The 18910-nt window shown below is 69.7% G+C and carries 17 protein-coding genes; 1 reads left to right on the plus strand and 16 read right to left on the minus strand.

The features are described from left to right. Positions 1–35 precede the first annotated feature (35 nt). From ABD210_RS04225 to ABD210_RS04285, 13 genes are all read right to left on the minus strand, one after another. Entirely contained in the window at positions 36–689 is a 654-nt protein-coding gene (locus tag ABD210_RS04225; protein ID WP_344108911.1) for an NUDIX domain-containing protein, read from the minus strand. Next, on the minus strand, positions 686–2461 hold the full coding sequence (gene pyrG / locus ABD210_RS04230; RefSeq protein ID WP_344108913.1) for a CTP synthase: 1776 nt from the start codon (positions 2459–2461) through the stop codon (positions 686–688). Before pyrG ends, ABD210_RS04225 begins: the two co-directional genes overlap by 4 nt. Before the next feature lie 21 nt (positions 2462–2482). Beyond that, the gene (locus ABD210_RS04235; RefSeq protein ID WP_344108915.1) at positions 2483–3508 is read right to left on the minus strand and encodes a glycosyltransferase family 4 protein; all 1026 of its coding nucleotides are present in this window, start codon (positions 3506–3508) and stop codon (positions 2483–2485) included. Continuing rightward, on the minus strand, positions 3505–5103 hold the full coding sequence (gene murJ / locus ABD210_RS04240) for a murein biosynthesis integral membrane protein MurJ (protein WP_344108917.1): 1599 nt from the start codon (positions 5101–5103) through the stop codon (positions 3505–3507). Before murJ ends, ABD210_RS04235 begins: the two co-directional genes overlap by 4 nt. A gap of 24 nt (positions 5104–5127) precedes the next feature. After that, positions 5128–5949: a hypothetical protein gene (locus tag ABD210_RS04245; RefSeq protein ID WP_344108919.1), complete on the minus strand. Its 822-nt coding sequence runs from the start codon at positions 5947–5949 to the stop codon at positions 5128–5130. Next, a complete protein-coding gene (locus ABD210_RS04250) occupies positions 5949–6893 on the minus strand; it encodes a copper transporter (protein ID WP_344108921.1) in 945 nt (314 codons plus the stop codon). The genes ABD210_RS04245 and ABD210_RS04250 overlap by 1 nt, the downstream gene beginning before the upstream one ends. Further along, a complete protein-coding gene (gene steA, locus ABD210_RS04255) occupies positions 6890–8071 on the minus strand; it encodes a putative cytokinetic ring protein SteA (RefSeq protein WP_344108923.1) in 1182 nt (393 codons plus the stop codon). The genes ABD210_RS04250 and steA overlap by 4 nt, the downstream gene beginning before the upstream one ends. Positions 8072–8211: 140 nt before the next feature. After that, positions 8212–9936, minus strand: a complete 1725-nt coding sequence (recN, locus tag ABD210_RS04260) for a DNA repair protein RecN (protein ID WP_344108925.1) — start codon at positions 9934–9936, stop codon at positions 8212–8214. A 6-nt stretch (positions 9937–9942) separates the two neighbouring features. After that, entirely contained in the window at positions 9943–10878 is a 936-nt protein-coding gene (locus ABD210_RS04265; protein WP_344108927.1) for an NAD kinase, read from the minus strand. A gap of 21 nt (positions 10879–10899) precedes the next feature. After that, positions 10900–11715 carry a TlyA family RNA methyltransferase gene (locus ABD210_RS04270; RefSeq protein WP_344108929.1) on the minus strand — a complete coding sequence of 272 codons (816 nt, stop codon included), beginning with the start codon at positions 11713–11715 and terminating at the stop codon, positions 10900–10902. An 18-nt stretch (positions 11716–11733) separates the two neighbouring features. Further along, the gene (locus tag ABD210_RS04275) at positions 11734–12303 is read right to left on the minus strand and encodes a hypothetical protein (RefSeq protein ID WP_344108931.1); all 570 of its coding nucleotides are present in this window, start codon (positions 12301–12303) and stop codon (positions 11734–11736) included. A gap of 1 nt (position 12304) precedes the next feature. Then, entirely contained in the window at positions 12305–12865 is a 561-nt protein-coding gene (locus tag ABD210_RS04280; protein WP_344108933.1) for a polyhydroxyalkanoate synthesis protein PhaF, read from the minus strand. A gap of 103 nt (positions 12866–12968) precedes the next feature. Next, complete coding sequence (locus ABD210_RS04285; protein ID WP_344108935.1) at positions 12969–14087, minus strand: HAD-IIA family hydrolase; 1119 nt, start codon at positions 14085–14087, stop codon at positions 12969–12971. A 24-nt stretch (positions 14088–14111) separates the two neighbouring features. Here ABD210_RS04285 and ABD210_RS04290 point away from each other — a divergent pair, with 24 nt between their 5' ends. Further along, the gene (locus tag ABD210_RS04290; RefSeq protein ID WP_344108937.1) at positions 14112–15287 is read left to right on the plus strand and encodes a DUF1015 family protein; all 1176 of its coding nucleotides are present in this window, start codon (positions 14112–14114) and stop codon (positions 15285–15287) included. A 4-nt stretch (positions 15288–15291) separates the two neighbouring features. On the opposite strand, the gene ABD210_RS04295 is transcribed toward ABD210_RS04290, so the two are convergent. The 3 genes from ABD210_RS04295 to ABD210_RS04305 form a co-directional block, all read right to left on the minus strand. Then, positions 15292–16155 (minus strand): CHAD domain-containing protein, encoded by an 864-nt coding sequence (locus ABD210_RS04295; protein WP_344108939.1) that lies wholly within the window; start codon positions 16153–16155, stop codon positions 15292–15294. A gap of 139 nt (positions 16156–16294) precedes the next feature. Next, positions 16295–17425 (minus strand): tetratricopeptide repeat protein, encoded by a 1131-nt coding sequence (locus ABD210_RS04300; protein ID WP_344108941.1) that lies wholly within the window; start codon positions 17423–17425, stop codon positions 16295–16297. After that, on the minus strand, positions 17422–18744 hold the full coding sequence (locus tag ABD210_RS04305) for a hypothetical protein (RefSeq protein ID WP_344108943.1): 1323 nt from the start codon (positions 18742–18744) through the stop codon (positions 17422–17424). The genes ABD210_RS04300 and ABD210_RS04305 overlap by 4 nt, the downstream gene beginning before the upstream one ends. Positions 18745–18910: the final 166 nt, after the last annotated feature.

Below are 18910 nucleotides of genomic sequence, written 5' to 3' on the forward strand. Positions count from 1 at the left end.
CAGGTCACTGCCACAGCTCGTCCGTGCCTCGGTACTCAGTTGTCCTTGGCGGGCCAGGGGGCGTCGGCTGGGCGGAGGGAGTCGAAGCCGGGGCCCTGAAGGGCCGTCCAAGCGGCTAGTGAACCCATGACGAGGACCGGGTTGTGGAGGTCGCCTGCCAGGACCGCGCCGACTACGTGGGCCAGCGGCGCCCAGACCGTTTCCATGTCGGCTTCTTCGTGCAGGCGGTCATACACCTCGTCGGAGGCGGACAGGTCGCGGGCGAGGAAGATGCGGACCGCTTCGTTCGTCAGTCCGGGCGACGTGAAGGCGTCAACCAGCACGCGCCAGTTCGCGGCCTTGGTGGCGGCTTCCTCCCAGAGTTCACGCTCGGCCGCCGCCCGGTAGTCCTCACCCTGTACGTCGAGCAGCCCCGCGGGCGGTTCCAGTAGGCGGTAGCCGACGGGGTGTCGGTACTGCCGGACCAACAACATCCGGTTGTTCTCGTCGAGCGCCACCACCCCGACAGCGCCCGGGTGGACCACGACGTCGCGGACGAACGGTTCGCCGCCGGTGGGCGGGACCACCTGGTCCCGCCGGACGGAGATCACCCGGCCGGTGGAGTGGACGGTCTCCGACTCCGCGACCGGCCAGGACTCCCGGGCGTCGGCCAGGCCCTCGCCGAACCGGAGTTCCGGGTGGTCCGTCATCGAGCCTTCACCGTCTCCGCCTTGGCCGACTCAGGCTTGGCCGACTCAGGCTTGGCCGGCTCGGGCTTGGCCTTGGCAGCGGACGCCTTCTTGCCGTTCTCCGCGACCTCCTCCACCGGGAGCCGGGACTCGCGCTGCCGGACCAGGGCGGCCGCGATCAGCCCGGCGAACAGCGGGTGCGGCTTGGTCGGCCGCGAACGCAGCTCGGGGTGCGCCTGGGTGGCGACGAAGTACGGGTGCACCGAGCGGTCGAGCTCGATGAACTCGACCAGCTCGTTGTCGGGCGAGACGCCGCTGAACACCAGGCCGGCCGTCTCGAGCTTGTCCCGGTACGCGTTGTTCACCTCGTAGCGGTGCCGGTGGCGCTCCTGCACCAAGGGCGCGCCGTACAGGTCGCGGACGATCGAGCCGTCGGCCAGGTTCGCCGGGTAGAGGCCGAGGCGCATGGTGCCGCCGAGATCGCCGGAGCCGGAGACGATGTGCTTCTGCTCCTCCATCGTCGCGACGACCGGCTGCTCGGCGTCGGGGTCGAACTCGCTGGAGTTCGCGTCGACCAGGCCGGCCAGGTCGCGGGCGACCTCGATCACCATGCACTGCAGGCCGAGACACAGCCCGAGGATCGGGATGCCGGACTCGCGGGCATACCGGATCGCGCCGATCTTGCCCTCGATGCCGCGGACGCCGAACCCGCCGGGGATACAGATCGCGTCGACGTCACCGAGCAACCGGGCGGCCGCTTCGGGAGTCGCGCACTCGTCGGACGCGATCCAGCGCAGGTTGACCTTCGCGTCGTTGTCGAAACCACCGGCGCGCAGGGCTTCCGCGACGGACAGGTAGGCGTCCGGGAGGTCGATGTACTTGCCGACCAGCGCCACGGTGACCTGGTCCTTGGGGTGGTGGACCACCCGCAGCAGCTCGTCCCAACGGGTCCAGTCGACGTCACGGAACGGCAGGTTGAGGCGCCGTACGACGAACGCGTCCAGGCCCTCGGCGTGCAGCACCTTCGGGATGTCGTAGATGCTCGGCGCGTCCGGCGCCGCCACCACGGCCTCGACGTCGACATCGCACATCAGCGAGATCTTGCGCTTGACGCTGTCCGGGATCGGCCGGTCCGCGCGGCACACGATCGCGTCGGGCTGGATACCGATCGAGCGCAGCGCGGCGACGGAGTGCTGGGTCGGCTTGGTCTTGAGCTCCCCGCTGGGCGCCATGTAGGGCACCAGCGAGATGTGCAGGAAGAACACGTTGTCGCGGCCGACGTCGTGCCGGACCTGCCGCGCGGCCTCGAGGAACGGCAGCGACTCGATGTCACCGACGGTGCCACCGATCTCGTGCAGCACCACGTCCACGTCGGGGCCGGCCATGGCGACCATGCGTTCCTTGATCTCGTTCGTGATGTGCGGGATCACCTGGACCGTGTCGCCCAGGTACTCGCCACGGCGCTCCTTCGCGATCACCGACGAGTAGACCTGGCCGGTGGTGACGTTGGCGACCTGGGAGAGGTCCCGGTCGAGGAAGCGCTCGTAGTGCCCGATGTCCAGGTCGGTCTCGGCGCCGTCGTTGGTGACGAACACCTCGCCGTGCTGGAACGGGTTCATGGTGCCGGGATCCACGTTGAGGTACGGATCCAGCTTCTGCATGGTGACCCGGATGCCCCGTGCCGTCAGCAGACTGCCGAGGCTTGACGCCGTCAGCCCCTTGCCGAGACTGGAGGCCACGCCACCGGTGACGAATACGTGCTTGGTCTGCTGCCCGAACGAAGCTCTGTCCACGGGCCTCCAGCCTACCCGCTGTCAACCAGTGGTCGCGACGAGACCCGCGTAGATGTCGAGCAGATTCTTTGCGACCTCGTCCTCGTCCGGCCACCCAGCGGCCAACTCCAGGCCTTTTGTCCGCATTGCGGCCGCCGCCTCAGGATCCGCCAGAACCTTCCGTACGCCGTCCGCCAGCCCGCGCGAGTCGCCAGGAAACGCCAGTACTGCGCTGTCCCCCACAAGCTCGGGTACTCCGCCCACAGCCGTCGCCACAGCCGGTACGCCGACCTGCAGCGCCTCCTGCAGCACGAGGGCGCGCGCCTCCCAGTGGGAAGTCAGCAGGAACACGTCAGCCGCGCCCAGGAGATCCGCCACGTCGTTCCGGTGGCCCAGGAGCCGCACCGGCAGGCCCTCCGCGTCGATCCGCGCCTGCAGGTTGTCCCGCAACGGTCCGTCACCGACCACAGCGAACATCACATCGGGCCGATCCTTGGCAACGTCCGCAGCTACGGACAGTAGCGTCGGGTAGTCCTTCTGCGGAGCCAGCCGGCCCACCGTGAGCACCAGCGGCGCGTCACCGATCCCAAGAGCCTCCCGCACCGCAGCGGACGGCGTACGGACGTCAGGGACCGCTGGAGCCGCCACGGGAGCCAGGCGGACCTGGCGTGCGCCTAGCGACCGGGCGAGCTCCACGAGGTCGCTAGAGGCCCCTAGAGTCAGGTCCGCACCTCGGGCCACCAAGCGTTGACCGAGTCGCATCACGAGCCCACGAGGGCCCGGAGCGAGGACGGCGTTGTGCCAGGTCACCACGAGCGGGCGCAGCCTCGACCGGTCCCGCAGCGCCGCCATGCCGGCGCGGTAGCCGTGCGCGTGGATCACGTCGCAGCCGCGAAGTCCCGGGGCCTGCGCCACCACCGTGGCCTCGCCGAAGTCGAAGTGGTCCGCTGTCCCGGGCGGAGCGCACACCACGACCTCGTGCCCGGCCTTCAGGTAGCGCGGCACGAGGGAGACGACGTGCTGGCCGATCCCGCCCCGGGACTCCGCCAGCAGCAGGCCGATCCTCATTGCTTCTCCTCCACAGCGGTCGGGACACCACGACGCAGCATCGCCCGCGCATCCGGACGATCCACGGCCACGGCGACCACGGCGTACACGATCACGACGGCGAGGCCGGACAGCACCGAGAACACCAGGGCGCTGACCCAACCACCGTCACTGGACGGCAGGGCGACCAGCCAGCCGACAGCTCCGGCGAGGACGGCTCCGAGCAGGGACGCGAGTGTCGCGCGCGGCAACCCGCTGAGCACACCAGGTCCGGCGACCTTGCGCAACACCACAAGCAGCACAACCGCCCCTGCGATCATGCCGACCGACATCGCGGCCGCCAGGGCACCTACGGCATCCAGCCCGTCCCACTGCAAAGTCAGGACCACGCCGGCGACGGCTACAACCAACCAGGCGACGCCCGTCACGACCGCGACCTGGCGGCCGGCGTGCCGTGCGTAGAGAACCCGGCCCACGTGCATCAGCACCGAGAACCCGATGATCGCCGGGGCAAACGCAACCAGACCGGCTGCCAGTGACGACGCCTGCGCCTCAACCACCCGGCCGTGGTCGTACGCGAAGATCCGCGCCACCGGGATCGCCGTACCGACCAGGAGTGCCGCGCCGGCTCCCCCCGCGAGCACGACCGCCCGAGTGGACGTGGCGGCGTACAAGTCGAAGGCAGCGTTGTCACGCGACTCGAAAGCAGCTGCCAGGCGCGGGAACACCGCGGTTGTGATCGGAACCGCCAGCACTGCATACGGCAGCAGGTAGACGGCGTTCGCCCAGGTGTAGACGGCGATGCTGCCCGCAGCGCCCCGGTGATTCGCCAGATAGGTCGTGACCAGGAATGCCACCTGCTGCGCAACCAGTACTGCGAGGCCGGCCACAGCGAGCTTCCGCAGTACAGGGCCTACGCCGGGATCGAGTCGCAGGGTCGGCTTGATCGGCAACCGCAGTACCAGCATCGGCACGAGCACGGTGAGAGCCAGAGCGAACACCCCGGCAGTGGTGCCCCAGGCAAGCAAATCCGCAGCTCCCCGGGACGCGTTGTCAGCCTCGGGAGCCGCGGCGGCAAAGAGGAAGTAGGTCGCCACGACAACCAAGCTGGACACCAAAGGAGCCACAGCGCCGGCCGCAAACCGCTTGTGGGACTGCAGCACAGCCGTCGCAACCACTGTGATCGCATACCCGAAGACCTGCGGCACGAAGATCAGCAGCATCCGCGTGGCCGTGTCCGACGAGCCACCGCACTCAGGACCAGCATCGAGCATGGCGTCGGTGTAACGGGAAGCCAACAGCCAGGCCAGCAAGGCGAAAGGCGTCAGCAACACCACGGACCACGTCAACAGCGCACCGATGATCCGCCCCTGCGCAGCACGATCCCCGCGAGCCACCGGCCCGGCCAGCACCGGAATCACCGCACCGGCGAGCGCACCGCCGACCACGATCTCGAACAGCACATTCGGAAGCTGGTTCGCCGTCGCATAAGCGTCCGCGAGACACCCCGCCCCGACCGTCTTCGAGAAGACCAGCCATCGCCCGAACCCGACGACGCGGGCCAGAACGGTGACCCCGGCAACCAGTAGTGCCGCCCGGGCAATCCGACCGCCCATGATCACAACTCAGTCACAGCCCGGTCACCTGGGTCGTCGGCCCCACTGATCGAGATTGTCGAGCACGGGCGTTTCGGCGATCACCTTGGTGAAGCTGACCTTCTCGCTCGCCAGGTTGAGCGCGAACACCGCGCCCAGCGCCAGCACCTTCAACGGACGCGGCAGCGACGCGGCCAACGCCGTACCGGTGATCGCGCCCAGCCCGTTGGCGCCGCAGTCGCCCAGCATCGAACGCTCGCCCAGGTCGGCAGGAGCCGCAGCGGCAGCCGCGCCGACCACGGCGGCGGCCGGTCCACTGACCAGAGCCACCGGCGCGCTCAACGCCGTGACCGCCTTCAGTGCGCGGCCCGGTCGGAGGTCCATCAGGTTGGTGAGGTTCGCGGTCCCGGCGATCAAGGCGCCGTCGGCAACGACTTCGACGACCGCGCCGAATCCCCTGGACCGACGAGGCAGCAACGCCGCCGCGACGAGGCCGGCCGCGCCGACGCCGAGGATCTTCACCGCACCACTGGTCACCTCGCCCTGGCGCAGCGCGCTCAGGTGACCACGAAATCCCTTGGCCGTCGTGGTTCCCGCCAGGTCGTCGTACGCGCCGACTGCTCCCGAGACGAATCCGGCCAGCAGCGCGGCGGCCTTGACCCGGCCGGTCGTCGACGGTGCGGCGATTACTCCCGCCAGCGCACCGAGGACCGCGACCGGTCCTTCGAGCAGCGTGACCGCCTCGCCGCGGTGGTTGGTGCGTTCGAACGGTTCGCGGTTCTCCTTGGGCAACTTGTCGGCCGCCTTCGACAGAGCGGTCGTCGCTGCGGCCGAGATGACAGCAGCACCGAGCCTTCCGAGGCCCATCAGCTGCCCTGGGCCTGAACCGCGGACGGGGCGACACCGTTCCTGGCGTCCACTCCGCCGTACTGCCCGGCCTTGCCGCTGACCTGCTCGACCAGCGCGAAGACGACCGTGGCCTGGCCGCTGGGCAGGTTCGCCACGTCCACCGTCGACACGATCTTGGTCGCCTCCGAATCACCGCGCAGCGTCTTCAGCATGCCGCCGTTCTGCGCGCTCTCCGGCATCCCCGCCACCACCACACCGGCGCTGCCGAGGTCGAGCCCTTCGGCGAAGTCGACAGCGTCGTTGTAGGTCGCGTTGTCCGGCGCCGGGGTCGGCGGTTTCGCCGCGACCACGACGACCAGGCTGCCCCGGTCCTTCGGGGTCGGTTTCAGCGACAGCAGCTTCGAGTCGGTCAGCCCACTGAGGATCTTGGTGGCCTCGGAGTCGACCAGCTTCCCCTCGTCCTTGGCAACGATGCCGCGGGCAAGGATCATGCCGGCCCGCTGGTAGGTGTTGCTGGTGGCCGGGAAGGTCATGTCGGCGGTGACGAGCTGGTTCACCAGCGGCTCGACCAGCTGACGCTGGGTCGGGTCGAAGAGCTTGCTGTCCAGCGCAACGCGGGTGGTGACCTGCGCACCGGCCGCCGTCAGCTCGTCGTTGATCGCGTTGGTCATGTCGCTGTCCGCCCCCGGCATCGTCACGATCACGATCCGTTTGCCGGTCAGCTTGGCGGTGGTCAGCCCTGCCGTCACCTTGGCGACGTAGTCGTCGCGGTACTTGTCCAGTGCCTTGGCCGCGATCAGCTGTGCACGGGCGTCCTCGAGCGCGGCGCGGTCCTTGTTCGCCTGGCTCGCGACGATGTCGCTGCCGGTGCCCTTGAGCGGGCCGGCACCCAGCACCACACCGGCGCCCAGGGCGAAGAAGATCGCCACGATCGAGACGATGTGGTAACGAAAGTCGATCACGCGAACAGCTCCCGGATCCAGTAAACGAGGTCGTTCCAGCGTGCCCGAAGGATCGACCAGAGCACGTCATCCGCGCCGATGGCCACCATGGCGACACCGAGCGCGAACAGGCCGGCCACGATCAGCGCGACCACCTGGAAGGTCGACACCCGGCTGCGATACAGCCGGCCGACGCCCTTGGCGTCCACCAGCTTGGCACCGACGCGCAAGCGGGTGATGAAGGTGCTGGCCATCCCGGAGCGCCCCTTGTCGAGGAACTCCACCAGCGAGTTGTGGGTGCCGACCGCGACGATGAGCGAGGCGCCCTTGGAGTCGGCCAGCAGCATCGCGACGTCCTCGCTGGTGCCGGTGGCGGGGAACTCGATCGAGTCCACGCCGAGGCGTTCGAGCCGCTCCGAACCCGGCGCGCGACCGTCCCGGTAGGCATGGACGACGACCTCGGCCCCGCACTTGAGGGTCTCGTCCTTGACCGAGTCCATGTCGCCGACGATCAGGTCCGGCAGGTAGCCGTTCTCGACCAGCGCGTCGGCGCCGCCGTCGACCCCGATCAGCACCGGCCTGTACTCGCGGATGTACGGCCGCAGGGCGACCAGGTCCTCGCGGTAGTCGTACCCGCGGACCACGATCAGCACATGCTTGCCGTCCATCGGCGTGTGGATCGTCGGCACACCGACGCCGTCGAGCAGCAGATCCCGCTCGCGGCGCAGGTAGTCCAGCGTGTTGGCGGTGAACGCCTCGAGCTGGGTCGACAGGCCCGCGCGGGCGTCGTCCATCAGCTCCGCGACGGTCAGGCTGTCCTGCGAGATGCCCTTGGCCACGACCTCCTCGCCGCGGTACACCACCCCGTCGTGCACGCGGACACGCTCGCCCTCGTGCAGCACGGAGAAGACCTCAGCACCGATCCCGTCGACCAGCGGGATACCGGCCTCGACCAGGATCTCCGGACCGAGGTTCGGATACCGGCCGCTGATCGAGTCGGACACGTTCACGACCGCGCCGACCCGGCAGTCCACCAGGGCCTCGGCGCTGACGCGGTCGAGGTCGACATGGTCGATGATGGCGATCTCACCCGGCTTCAGCCGTTTGGTGAGATTCTTGGTACGGCGGTCCAGCCGGACCACCCCGGCGATCCCGGGCAGTTCAGTAGGGCGTGCTCTCCGCAGGCTGGGCAGTTTCATCGCGCTCTCATCCTGCCATGGCAAGAGGCGTCCGCCCGCCTTTTGAGGCCCCGCGGCAGGCATTCACGTAGTTCTACCCAGGTCACACCCCGTCAAATCATCCTTTCGACGGACCGGGGACGACCGCGCAGAACGCTCGCTCAGCGCTTCTTCTTCCTCGGTTTCGTGTGCCGCTCGGCGGCGAGGGCCAGGAGTTCCTCGGCGTGGGCCTGGGCGGCGTCGGAGTTCTCCAGACCGGCCATCATCCGCGACAGTTCCTTCAGCCGGGCATCGTCATCCAGCGCGACCAGACCGCTCGTCGTCACCGAACCGTCGTCGCTCTTCAGCACCACCGCGTGACGGTCCGCGAACGCGGCCACCTGCGGTAGGTGCGTGACCACGATCACCTGGGCCTTCTCGGCCAGTCTGGCAAGCCGTTTCCCGACCTCGACGGCCGCCCGTCCGCCGATTCCGGCGTCGATCTCGTCGAACACCAGCGTCGGCACCGGGTGCGTGTCGGACAGGATCACCTCGAGCGCGAGCATCACCCGCGAGAGCTCACCACCCGACGCCGCCTTCTGCAACGGACGCGCCGGACTGCCCGGGTTGGCGGCGAAGCAGAACTCGATCTCGTCGGCGCCGAACGGCCCAGCCGCGGTCTCGTGCACCTCGACGGTCAACTTCGCATGCGGCATCGCCAGCCCGCTGAGCTCCTCGGACACGGCGACCCCGAGCCGCGCGGCTGCTTCCTTCCGCGCCGCGCTCACCTGGTCGCCGAGATCCTTCAGCTGCGCCTGGAGCTCGGTCCGCTCGGCGGTGAGTTGCCCGACTCGCTCGTCACTGCCCTCGATCTCGGCCAGCCGTTGGGCCGACCGCTTCGCCCAGTCGAGCACCTCGTCGACCGTGCCGTCGTCGGCGCCGTACTTGCGGACCAGGCCGGTCAACGCAGAGCGTCGCTCACTCACCGCTGCCAGCCGGGCCGGATCGGTGTCCACATCCGCCGCGTACGACGACAGCTCCCCGGCCAGGTCTGCCGCGAGATAGCCGAGCTCACTCGCGCGATCGGCGAGCTCGGCCAGCTTGGCGTCATGCTCGCGCTCTCCGTCGAGCACCTGCTTCGCGAGTGCCAGGAGCCCCAGCACGTCGCCCGGGCGGCTCGAGTCCAGGTCTTCCGAGGCCAGCGCGTCGGCCGCGGTAGTGGCCGCAGTACGGAGGCCGTCGGCGTACGCCAGCCGCTCCTCCTCGGCCGCGAGCTCCACATCCTCACCGGGCAGCGGCTCCGCCTTGGCGATCTCCTCCAGCCCGAAGCGCAGCAGATCCGCCTCGGCCAGCCGGTCACGCTCCCGCGTGGTCAGCTCGGTCAGCTCGGTCTCGACCTCCCGATGCCGCCGGTACGCCGTTGTGTACTCCCCCAGCGGGACGAGAACCGCCTTGCCGGCAAAGGTGTCGAGTGTCTCCCGCTGCCGGGCCGGCTGCAGGAGGCGCCACTGATCAGCCTGGCCGTGGATCGCGACCAGGTCGCCTGACACCTCGGCAAGCACGGAAACGGGCACGGAGGCGCCGCCCAGGAAGGCCCGGGATCTCCCCTCGGAGGACAGCTCCCGCGCGATCAGCAGCTCGTCGTCGTCCAGCTCGCCACCGCGGTCCTCGGCCTGCTGCACGATCGACCTCGGCACTGCGCTGGCCCGGCCCTCGACCCTCGCCCGGCGAACGCCATGGCGGACCAGGCCGCTGTCCGCGCGCCCGCCCAGCAGCAGGTTCACGCCGGTCACGACCATCGTCTTACCGGCACCTGTCTCGCCGGTGACCGCGGTGAAGCCGGGGTCGAGCTCCAGGGTGGCGTCCTCGATCACGCCCAGACCGGTGATGCGGATCTCAGAGAGCATGGTGACTCAGATCTCCTCTTGTGCGCTTCGCTTGCGCTCTGCCGCGCCCCGCCAGCCGAGAACCGGCAGGTCGAACTTGGCCACCAGCCGGTCGGTGAACGACGCCTCGTGCGCCCTCGCCAACCGCACCGGGGTCTTGCCGCGCCGGATCTGGATCCGGGCGCCCGGCGGCACCTCGACCATCCGGCGACCGTCGGCCCACACCACCCCGCGACCGTGCCAGGCCGCGACCAGCTCCACCGTCAACTGCGACGTCGGCGCCACCACGATCGGCCGGGAGAACAGCGCGTGCGCGCTCAGCGGCACCATCAGGATCGCCTCGACCTCGGGCCAGACGATCGGCCCGCCGGCGGAGAACGCGTACGCCGTACTGCCGGTTGGCGTCGCGACGACCACCCCGTCACAGCCCCAGCGCGACAGCGGGCGACCGTCCACCTCCACCATCACCTCGAGCATCCGCTCGCGGGCCGCCTTCTCGATGCTGGCCTCGTTCAGCGCCCAGGTGTCGAAGACCAGCTCGTCGCCGACGTGGACGTCGACCGCGAGCGTCATCCGCTCCTCGACCGTGTAGGTGCGGTTCACCACCACCTCGACGATCCGCTCCAGGTCGTCGACCTCGGCTTCGGCCAGGAACCCGACATGCCCGAGGTTGACCCCGAGGACCGGCGTCCCGTGCGGCCTGGCCAGCTCGGCGCCTCGCAGGATCGACCCGTCGCCGCCGAGCACGATGATCAGCTCGACGTCCTGGGCGGCCTTCTCCGCGTCGTAGGCGACCTCGACCGGGTCCAGCTCGAGCGCCTCGGCCTCGTCGCCGATCAGCCGGACCACCATCCCCGCGCCGGTCAGCAGCCGGTGCGCCTCCCGGGCCACCTCGACCGCCAGATCGCGCCCGGTGTGCGTGACCAGCAGCACCCGCCGTGGATCGGACGCCGGCTCAACCACGAGGACCTGCCTTCACTCGACTCACTGCGGGCCGCTCTCGATGGCGGTCCGGAGCATCGTCTCATCGAGAACCGACGCTGTACGGCGTATCCACAGGAAGTATTCGACATTTCCTGACGGACCAGGCAACGGACTGGCCGCGACGCCCTCGACACCCCAGCCCAGCTCGGCCGCCTTCGCAGCCACTCCGCGGACCGCATCGGCCCGCAGTTCCGGGTCGCGGACCACGCCGCCCTTGCCGAGCCGCTCCTTGCCGACCTCGAACTGCGGCTTGACCATCAGCACCAGGTCGCCGTCCGGCTTCACCACGCCGATCAGCGCGGGCAGGACCAGCGTCAGCGAGATGAAGGACAGATCGCTGACCACCAGCTCGACCGGATCACCGCCGATTTCCTCGAGCGTCAGGGTGCGGACGTTGGTGCGGTCCATCACGGTGACGCGGTCGTCGGTCTGCAGCGACCAGACGAGTTGCCCGTAGCCGACGTCGACGGCGATCACGCTGGCCGCTCCGTTCCTCAGCAGGACGTCCGTGAAGCCGCCGGTGGACGCGCCCGCGTCTAGACATCTGCGACCCTTCACCTGGACGCCGCTGAACGCCTCCAGCGCTCCGACCAGCTTGTGCGCGCCTCTCGACGCATAGCCGGGGTCGTCGGTCTCCGAGGTGTTCACCAGGATCGGCGCATCGGCCCCGACACCGGTGGCCGGCTTGGTCGCGACCGCACCCGACACCTTCACCTTGCCGGCTGCGATCAGCTCGCTTGCGTGGTCACGGGACCGGGCCAGGCCGCGCCGGACCAGCTCAGCATCAAGCCGGGACCGCCGGACTGCCTTGGCCACTCAGCCTGCCCTGCTCATTCAGCCACGGTCGTCGGCGTCTGCCTCGACCAGCGCGCTCTGGAGCCGCTCGTGGAGGTCCGCATACACCTCGGCATGCTCGGCCACCGGCCGCTCGCGCAAACCCTCCAGCCGAGCCATCGTCTCCTCCACCAACGGATGAGCCCCCTCTTCCCTGTACTCCGAATCGTCCTGGTACGCCGAATCCGCCGATTCTCGCGCGTCTTCCGGGTACGGCGGAGCCGGTGCGGGCTCGTGCGCCGAAGCTGCCGGAGCCCCCTGGTACGACGGGCCGGGTCGGGGTGCCTGGTACGTGGTCGGCGGCCCGGGCTTGAACGACGGAGAGGGCGAGCCCACCTCGTCGCCGTGCTGGCCATCGCCGGTCTCGGCGGACGGAGAGGTGGGCCGCTGGGGCGCGGCTGGTCTGATCCAGGCTCCGGGGCGAGGGACGGAGGTGTGGTGGGACTCCGGTTCCGGTTCGGGTTCGGAGTCGTAGTCCGGGTGGGACTCCTCGTCGGGCTGCGGTTCGAAGGCCGGCTCGACGTCGGGGTCGACCGCCGGGGGAAACTGCTCGCCGGGGTGTTCGGTCACGTCACGCCTTCTTCGCCGGGGCCTTCTTGGCCGCCTTCTTCGCCGGCGCCTTCTCAGCCACCGACTTCTTGGCCGCCGACTTCTGCGCTGCGGACTTCTTCACAGCCGGCTTCTTCAGCGCGGCCTTCCTGGCCGGCGTGCTCTTCTTCGCCGCCTCCTTCGCGGACGCGGAAACCGCTGGAGCGGCCTCAGCCGAAGCCGGCGCAGAACCTCGGGACGCGGTCGCCGCGGCAACCGCCTCGTTGGCGTCGGCGAGCTCGCGCTCGAGTCCCTCGACGCGCCTCGTCAGCGCGGCGACCTCCTCGGAACGGACGAAGCCCAGCCTGGCGACGGCGCCCTCGACCTCGTTCGAGACGATCGCCAGCAGCAGCTGGCGGTTGCTCTTGCTGGTGGCAACGATCTCGTCGGCCAGTTCTGTCGCCTTGGTGGTAACGCCGGAGGTCAACGTGTCCGCGCCGGTCTGCTGCAGTAGCGCCTTCGCGGCCTGCTGGGCCCGCTGTCTCGTCACCTCGGTCAGACCGTTCGCCAGCTGTACGTAGCCGCGCAGTGCGTCCATCACCATGACTGCCTCCTCGCTTCGTTGCCTGCCACGGTATCGCGCCCGCCCCCCATTACCAGGCCGACCATGCCTGTGACTATGCCGCGATCAAGCCCACGACCAGCGGCTACTTGCCGAGGCCTACCTTGCGGAGTGCGGCATCGATGTCGATCGAACCCGGCGCCGGCGCGGGTTTCGGCAGCGGCCGCCGCCCCCGCCCGCTGGTCTTCGTCGGCACCTTGGCCGCGGCTCCGGGCTTCGCCGGACCATCCACCGCCGCCCAGACCGCCGACAGAATGGCGCGCAGGCCGTCGAACGGCTTCCCCTCGCCAGTCACCGCGACCGCACCGTTGACCACCTCAGCAGTCCAGCCCTCGCAGCTGTGCTTGCTTCCGTCGACCTTCACGCCGGGCTGCGTCTCGGCCAACGCGCCGAGCCCAGCAGCGATGTACGTCGGCCGCTGGTTCTTCGGAGCCGCGGCGAGATCGTGGGCGTCGTTGATCCCGGTCGCCACCCAGAGGCTCGCGATACCGACGTTGTGCGCCCCTTCGATGTCGGAATCCAGCCGGTCCCCGATCATCAGCGGCCGCTCCGCCTTCAGCCGCTCGATGCTCGTCTCCAGCAATGGCGGTTCGGGCTTGCCGGCGACGACCGGATCGACCTCGACCGCCGCACGGACCGCCTGAACCAACGTCCCGTTCCCCGGCGCCTTGCCGGCGGCCGTGGGGATCGTCAGGTCGAGGTTCGTCGCGTACCACCGGGCGCCCTCGTTGATCGCGTGCGCGCCGTCCGCGAGCATCACCCAGTTCACGTCCGGGTGGAATCCTTGCACGACCGCGACAGGATCCGCGTCGCTGCTGCGGACCGGCTTCAACCCGTATTCCTCCAGCGCGACGTACAGGCCCTCGCCGCCGACGACGAGGACGGCCGAGCCCTTGGGGAAGTCGCTCGCGATCAGCTTCGCGGCCGCCTGGGCCGAGGTGACCACGTCGTCCGGGATCACGTCCAGGCCGAACGACGCGAGATGCTCGGCGACCACCGAGGCTGGCCGGCTGGCGTTGTTGGTGACGTAGCCGATCCGCATGCCTTCTTTGGCGGCCTTGCGGAGGTTTTCGGGCGCGTCGGGCACGGGATCCGGCCCGACATACACGACACCATCCAGGTCGAGCAGCGCCACGTCGTACCGCTGGGCGAGCGGTTCGTCACAAGCCGACAGCGGGGCGGGCGGTTCTTGTGTCCGAGTCACGCTTCCCCCCGTACGATGCCGCCCATGTCAGAAGCCACCGGGAACGTGCTGCGGCTGGAGCCGCTGCGCGCCTGGCGGTTCGTCGCCGGCAAGGTGAGTGCACTCGGCGCGGTCACGTCGCCGCCGTACGACGTGCTGGAACCCGCCATCGTCCGGCGGCTGACTGATTCTGATCTGCACAACATGGTGAGGCTCATCCTTCCACGCGACCCCGACCTCGGCCCCGGCCGGTACGGCGAGCCCGCCCGCCGGCTGATCGACTGGCAACGCGACGGCGTCGTGATCCAGGACTCCCGGCCCGCGTTGTACGTGTACGAGCAGCAGTTCGGCGATGCCGTGCTCTGCGGTCTGGTCGGGTCGCTCGGCCTCGATCCGGCCCGGCAGGTGGTGCTCCCGCACGAGAGCGTGATGCAGCACTGGGTCGAGGACCGCCTCGAACTGATGGAGGCGACGGACGCCGATCTGGAACCGATCCTGCTCGCGTACGGCGGGGGCGGCGCGGCCAGTGATGCCGTCGACGCGGCCCGCTCGGGGACTCCCTGGGTCACGGCCGACACGGACAACGGCGCGCACCACCGGATCTGGCGGATCGACGACCCTGACACGCTCGCCGCGATCTCGGCGGAACTGGCGCAGCACGAAGCCCTGATCGCCGACGGCCACCACCGCTACGCGGCCTACCTCGAACGCTCCCGACGCGAACCCCGACGCCCCGGCACCGACGTCGGCCTCGCGATGCTCGTCGACAACGACCGCCACCCGCTCACCCTCGACCCGATCCACCGTGTTGTCCCCGGCCTCTCCCTCGAGCTGGTCAAGGCCCGTACGCCGGCCGGGTGGGAGGTGCTTCCCGGGCGGGTGGAAGGCGTGCCCGACCGGATCGCCATCTTCGACGGGATCTCGTGGGTGACGCTGCGATCCACCGAGGGCCAGGTGAGCCCGACCGTGTCACTGCTCCACGAGGTACTCCTGCCTGCCTGGGGTGTCCCGGCCGACGAGATCACGTTCCACCACGCGCTCGGGGACGCGATCGCACTGGCCGGACCAGCTCGGGCGGCCGTGGAGTTGGTGGCGCCGAGGATGGACCAGGTACTGCGGTCCGCAGTACGGGGCGCGGTTCTCCCGCAGAAGGCGACGTCATTCGGGCCGAAACCCCGGGTAGGACTGCTCTTCCGGACGTTGCCCGAGTCGGGACACTAGCTGCTCAGGGCCGGTGGTACAGGCTGAGGAACTCCTCGCGCAGGGGTTTGCGGGCCGCGCGGTGTCGCTCGATCAGCCGGCCGAGTGAGAACGACAGCTCCGCATCACCTTGGGCCGCCGCCTCTTTGGCCAGCAGATCGAGGGCATCGGCCGCGGCGCAATGATCCTGGTGCTGGCCGAGCAGTTCCTGGAACCGCGCGGCCTGTACGGCGATCTCCTTCGCCTCGTCGCCGAGTACGGACGCGCTCGTGTCGGCCGCGTATCTCACGCGCTTCGCCAGCAACCGCACCTCGTGCCAGTCGTCGTCAGGACTCCACGGCTTGAGCTGCTCAGCAGCCTCGTTGAACGTACTGCGCGCGCTCTCCAGCAGCTGAGGAAGAACCTCCCCAGCGGCCCGCGAAGCCGTCTCCTTGAGCGCAGGTGCTGCCGCGACGACCTCCAGGTCCTCTACCAGCAAGGAAGTTCGTTCACTGGTGACGGCCTCGACCGAACGCGCGGCAGCTCGCTCCAGTCCGACCGTCAAGGTGGTGAGAATCGTCGCCAGGTGATCGGGATCATCCTCGCTGATGGCGTTGTCGCGGACCAGCGCTGCGATCACCTCGAGGTCCCTCGCCTCTCCGCAGCTCAGCGCCAGCCAGGCGAGCTCGGCCCGGAGGCCTTTCGCCCAATCTCCACTCAGGAGCTTGCGGAACAGCTTCAGGTCGCTGCGGAGCCGTCGGCAGGAGACCCGGACTTGGTGAATGGCGTCGTCTTCGGAGTTGACCGCCATGGCGATGGAGCGTTCCAGCCGCTTCGACCCTTTGACGAGAGCCGCCGCGACCAGCGCACCAGCCGGCGACTCAGACGTCAGCACTTCCGGGGTCTCCACCACCCCATTCTCGCTGACTGTCCCTAACCTCGCCCAGGGACGAGCGCCTCAATGGCGCTCTGCCGGGCTCTGCAGACAGAGAAGCGGCCCGGGTGGGCAGCGAATCTCCGCTGCCCGCCCGGGCCGTCTCACCTGCTCGTCAGCCCTTCGGCTGGTCCTTCTCCGAGGCATCGTCCACGAAGTCGTCCCCGTCATCCGGCTTGACCTCGCCGGTCAGCGGGACGCCATCCTCCTCGTCCTGCCCACCTTCGACGTCCTGATCGACGTCCTGATCGACGTCCTCATCGACGTCCTCATCGACGTCGGCTGGGAGGTCGACCTCGCCGTCGAGCGCATCGTCGACGACCGGTTCGTCGCCGCTCAGGTCCTCGTCGCCGCTCCGGTCCTCATCCTGGAGGTCCGCGCTGTCTTCGAGGCCGTCCTGCTCGTCGTCCTCGTCCCCGCGCTGGAGGTCCGCGCTGTCTTCGAGGTCCTCGTCCTGCTCGTCGTCCTCGTCCTCGTCGTCGAGGTCGTCGTCCTGGACGTCTTCGAGGCCGGCAACTCCGAGGTCGTCTTCGTCACCGGCGAGGTCTTGGTCGGTGAGGTCCTCGTCAGCGAGATCTTCGGGCGTCTCGTCGTCGTAGTCGTCATCGTCGTCGTCATCGAGGTCGGTGAACTGCAGGCCCTCGAGCTCCGCCGCGCGCTCTGCTGCCCCCGTGGAACCGTCCGCGTCAGCGCCGGCCGCGCGGTGGAACCACACGAGCGCATCCTCGGTACGCCCGGCCTCCGCCAGCGCATCGGCGTACGCGTAACGCAGCCGCGGCAACCACTCCGCTCGCGTCCGCTTCGTCAGCTCCGGCACGTCGAGCGTCTGGATCGCCGCCGCCGTCTGGCCCATGTCCCGGCGCGCACCCGCAGCCACGATCAGCATCTCGATCTGCGAGGCCTCTTCGAGCTGGTGGACCTGCTTCTCGCGCGACAACGCGAGCGCCTTCTCCGGCCGCCCGAGCGCTCGCTCGCAGTCCGCCATCATCGGCAACACCTCGTGGTTCCCCGTCATCCGCCGGACCGCACGGAACTCGGTCAACGCCTCGTCATAGTGCTCAGACAGGTACGCGGTGATCGCCACAGCCTCCCGTACGCCGCCCAGCCGCGCGGCGAGTCGCCGTGCGGTCTTGGCGTGCAGGTAGGCCAGCTCAGGGTCTTGGTCCAGCAACTGCCCAGAAGCGACCAGGTGCTGCGCAACCAGATCAGCAAGGCTGCGCGGCAACGACCGCAGCTCAGCCTTCACCGAGCGGTCGAGCTCAGCTCCGGTGATACCAGCCGGGATCGCCGGGTCATCCCGACGCGGCCCGACCTTCTCCTCATCAGAGCGCCCGGGGCCGCGGCCGCCCCGCTCGTTGCGGTCGTTCCGCCGCCCGCCACGCTCATCGCGCCGCGGCCCGGACCGGTCATCGCGCCTCGGTCCCGAGCGATCATCCCGACGAGGCCCGGACCGATCATCCCGCCTCGGCGCAGAACGGTCATCGCGCCTGGGCGCAGACCTGTCATCCCGCCTCGGCGCGGACCTGTCGTCCCGGCCGGCGGCAGGACGGTCGTCGCGCCGCGGCCCACGGTCATCGCGCTGCGGCCGCTCACTGCTCTGGTACCCACCGCGGTCATCGCGCCGCGGCGCAGACCTGTCGTCCCGGCCGCCGGCAGGACGGTCGTCACGCCGCGGCCCACGGTCATCCCGCTGCGGCCGCTCACTGCTCTGGTATCCACCGCGGTCATCGCGCCTGGGCGCATACCCGTCATCCCGCCTCGGCGCAGAACGGTCGTCGCGGCTGGGGCCAGAGCGATCGTCACGCCTGGGGCCAGAACGGTCGTCACGCCTCGGAGCAGAACGGTCGTCATCGCGCGACCAGGACGCCCTGTCGTCACGCTTGCCTGCGGGGCGATCGTCGCGGCGGGGTCCACTGCTGGGCAGCTGTCCACGGAACGGGTCACGCCCCGGAGCACCCTTGTCATCCCACCGCGTATTGCGCTTCTCGCCTTGCCCACCAGCGCGCTCATCCCGGCGGGGGCCCGACCGGTCATCCCGACGAGGACCGGAACGGTCGTCTCTGCGGGGGCCGGAACGGTCGTCACGGGAGAAGCTCGAGCTACGAGGGCCGCCGCCAGCGCCCCGGGGAGCACCGGAACCGGGACCGCCAGTGCGCGGAGCACCACCACGTCCGGAACCACCACTTCCACCAGCGCCGCCAGAGCGTCCAGCAGCACCACCGCGGTAGCCGTCACCGCCAGAACGCCCACCGGATCCGCCGGACCCACCACGGTAGTCATCGCCCCCCGAGCGACCGCCAGAACCGCCAGAACCAGAACCAGAACCGCCGGAATTACCAGCGCCACCGCGGAAGCCGCCACCAGAACCGCCGGCGCCGCCACGGAAGCCACCGCTACCGGAGCCGGAGCGACCACCGGAGCCGCTCGAACCGCCCGCGCCACCACGGAAACCACCGCCAGACCGACCGCCGGAACCGCCAGTGCCGCCAGAGCGCCCGCCACCTGAGGAGTCGGAACGCCCACCACCAGCCCGGCCGGCACGGCCCGAGCCGTCGGACGAACCACGGCCAGAGCGATCGCCCGGGCCAGAACGGGGGGTGCGAGGTGGCGTAGCCACGGTGACTCCTATCGGTCGTACGAGGGTGTTGCGCTCAGACAAAACTACTGCCACAAATGTTAAGGGCCACCCGTGTGGGTGGCCCTTAACAGTGTGAATGTCCGGCGACGTCCT

It is taken from the genome of Kribbella alba (assembly GCF_039529635.1).
Taxonomy (GTDB): domain Bacteria; phylum Actinomycetota; class Actinomycetes; order Propionibacteriales; family Kribbellaceae; genus Kribbella; species Kribbella alba.

Coding starts and splice junctions, on each gene's coding strand:
- ABD210_RS04225 (WP_344108911.1), bottom strand. CDS start 689: ATGACGGACCACCCGGAACTCCGGTTCGGCGAGGGCCTGGCCGACGCC.
- ABD210_RS04235 (WP_344108915.1), bottom strand. CDS start 3,508: ATGAGGATCGGCCTGCTGCTGGCGGAGTCCCGGGGCGGGATCGGCCAG.
- murJ (WP_344108917.1), bottom strand. CDS start 5,103: ATGGGCGGTCGGATTGCCCGGGCGGCACTACTGGTTGCCGGGGTCACC.
- ABD210_RS04245 (WP_344108919.1), bottom strand. CDS start 5,949: ATGGGCCTCGGAAGGCTCGGTGCTGCTGTCATCTCGGCCGCAGCGACG.
- steA (WP_344108923.1), bottom strand. CDS start 8,071: ATGAAACTGCCCAGCCTGCGGAGAGCACGCCCTACTGAACTGCCCGGG.
- recN (WP_344108925.1), bottom strand. CDS start 9,936: ATGCTCTCTGAGATCCGCATCACCGGTCTGGGCGTGATCGAGGACGCC.
- ABD210_RS04280 (WP_344108933.1), bottom strand. CDS start 12,865: ATGGTGATGGACGCACTGCGCGGCTACGTACAGCTGGCGAACGGTCTG.
- ABD210_RS04290 (WP_344108937.1), top strand. CDS start 14,112: ATGTCAGAAGCCACCGGGAACGTGCTGCGGCTGGAGCCGCTGCGCGCC.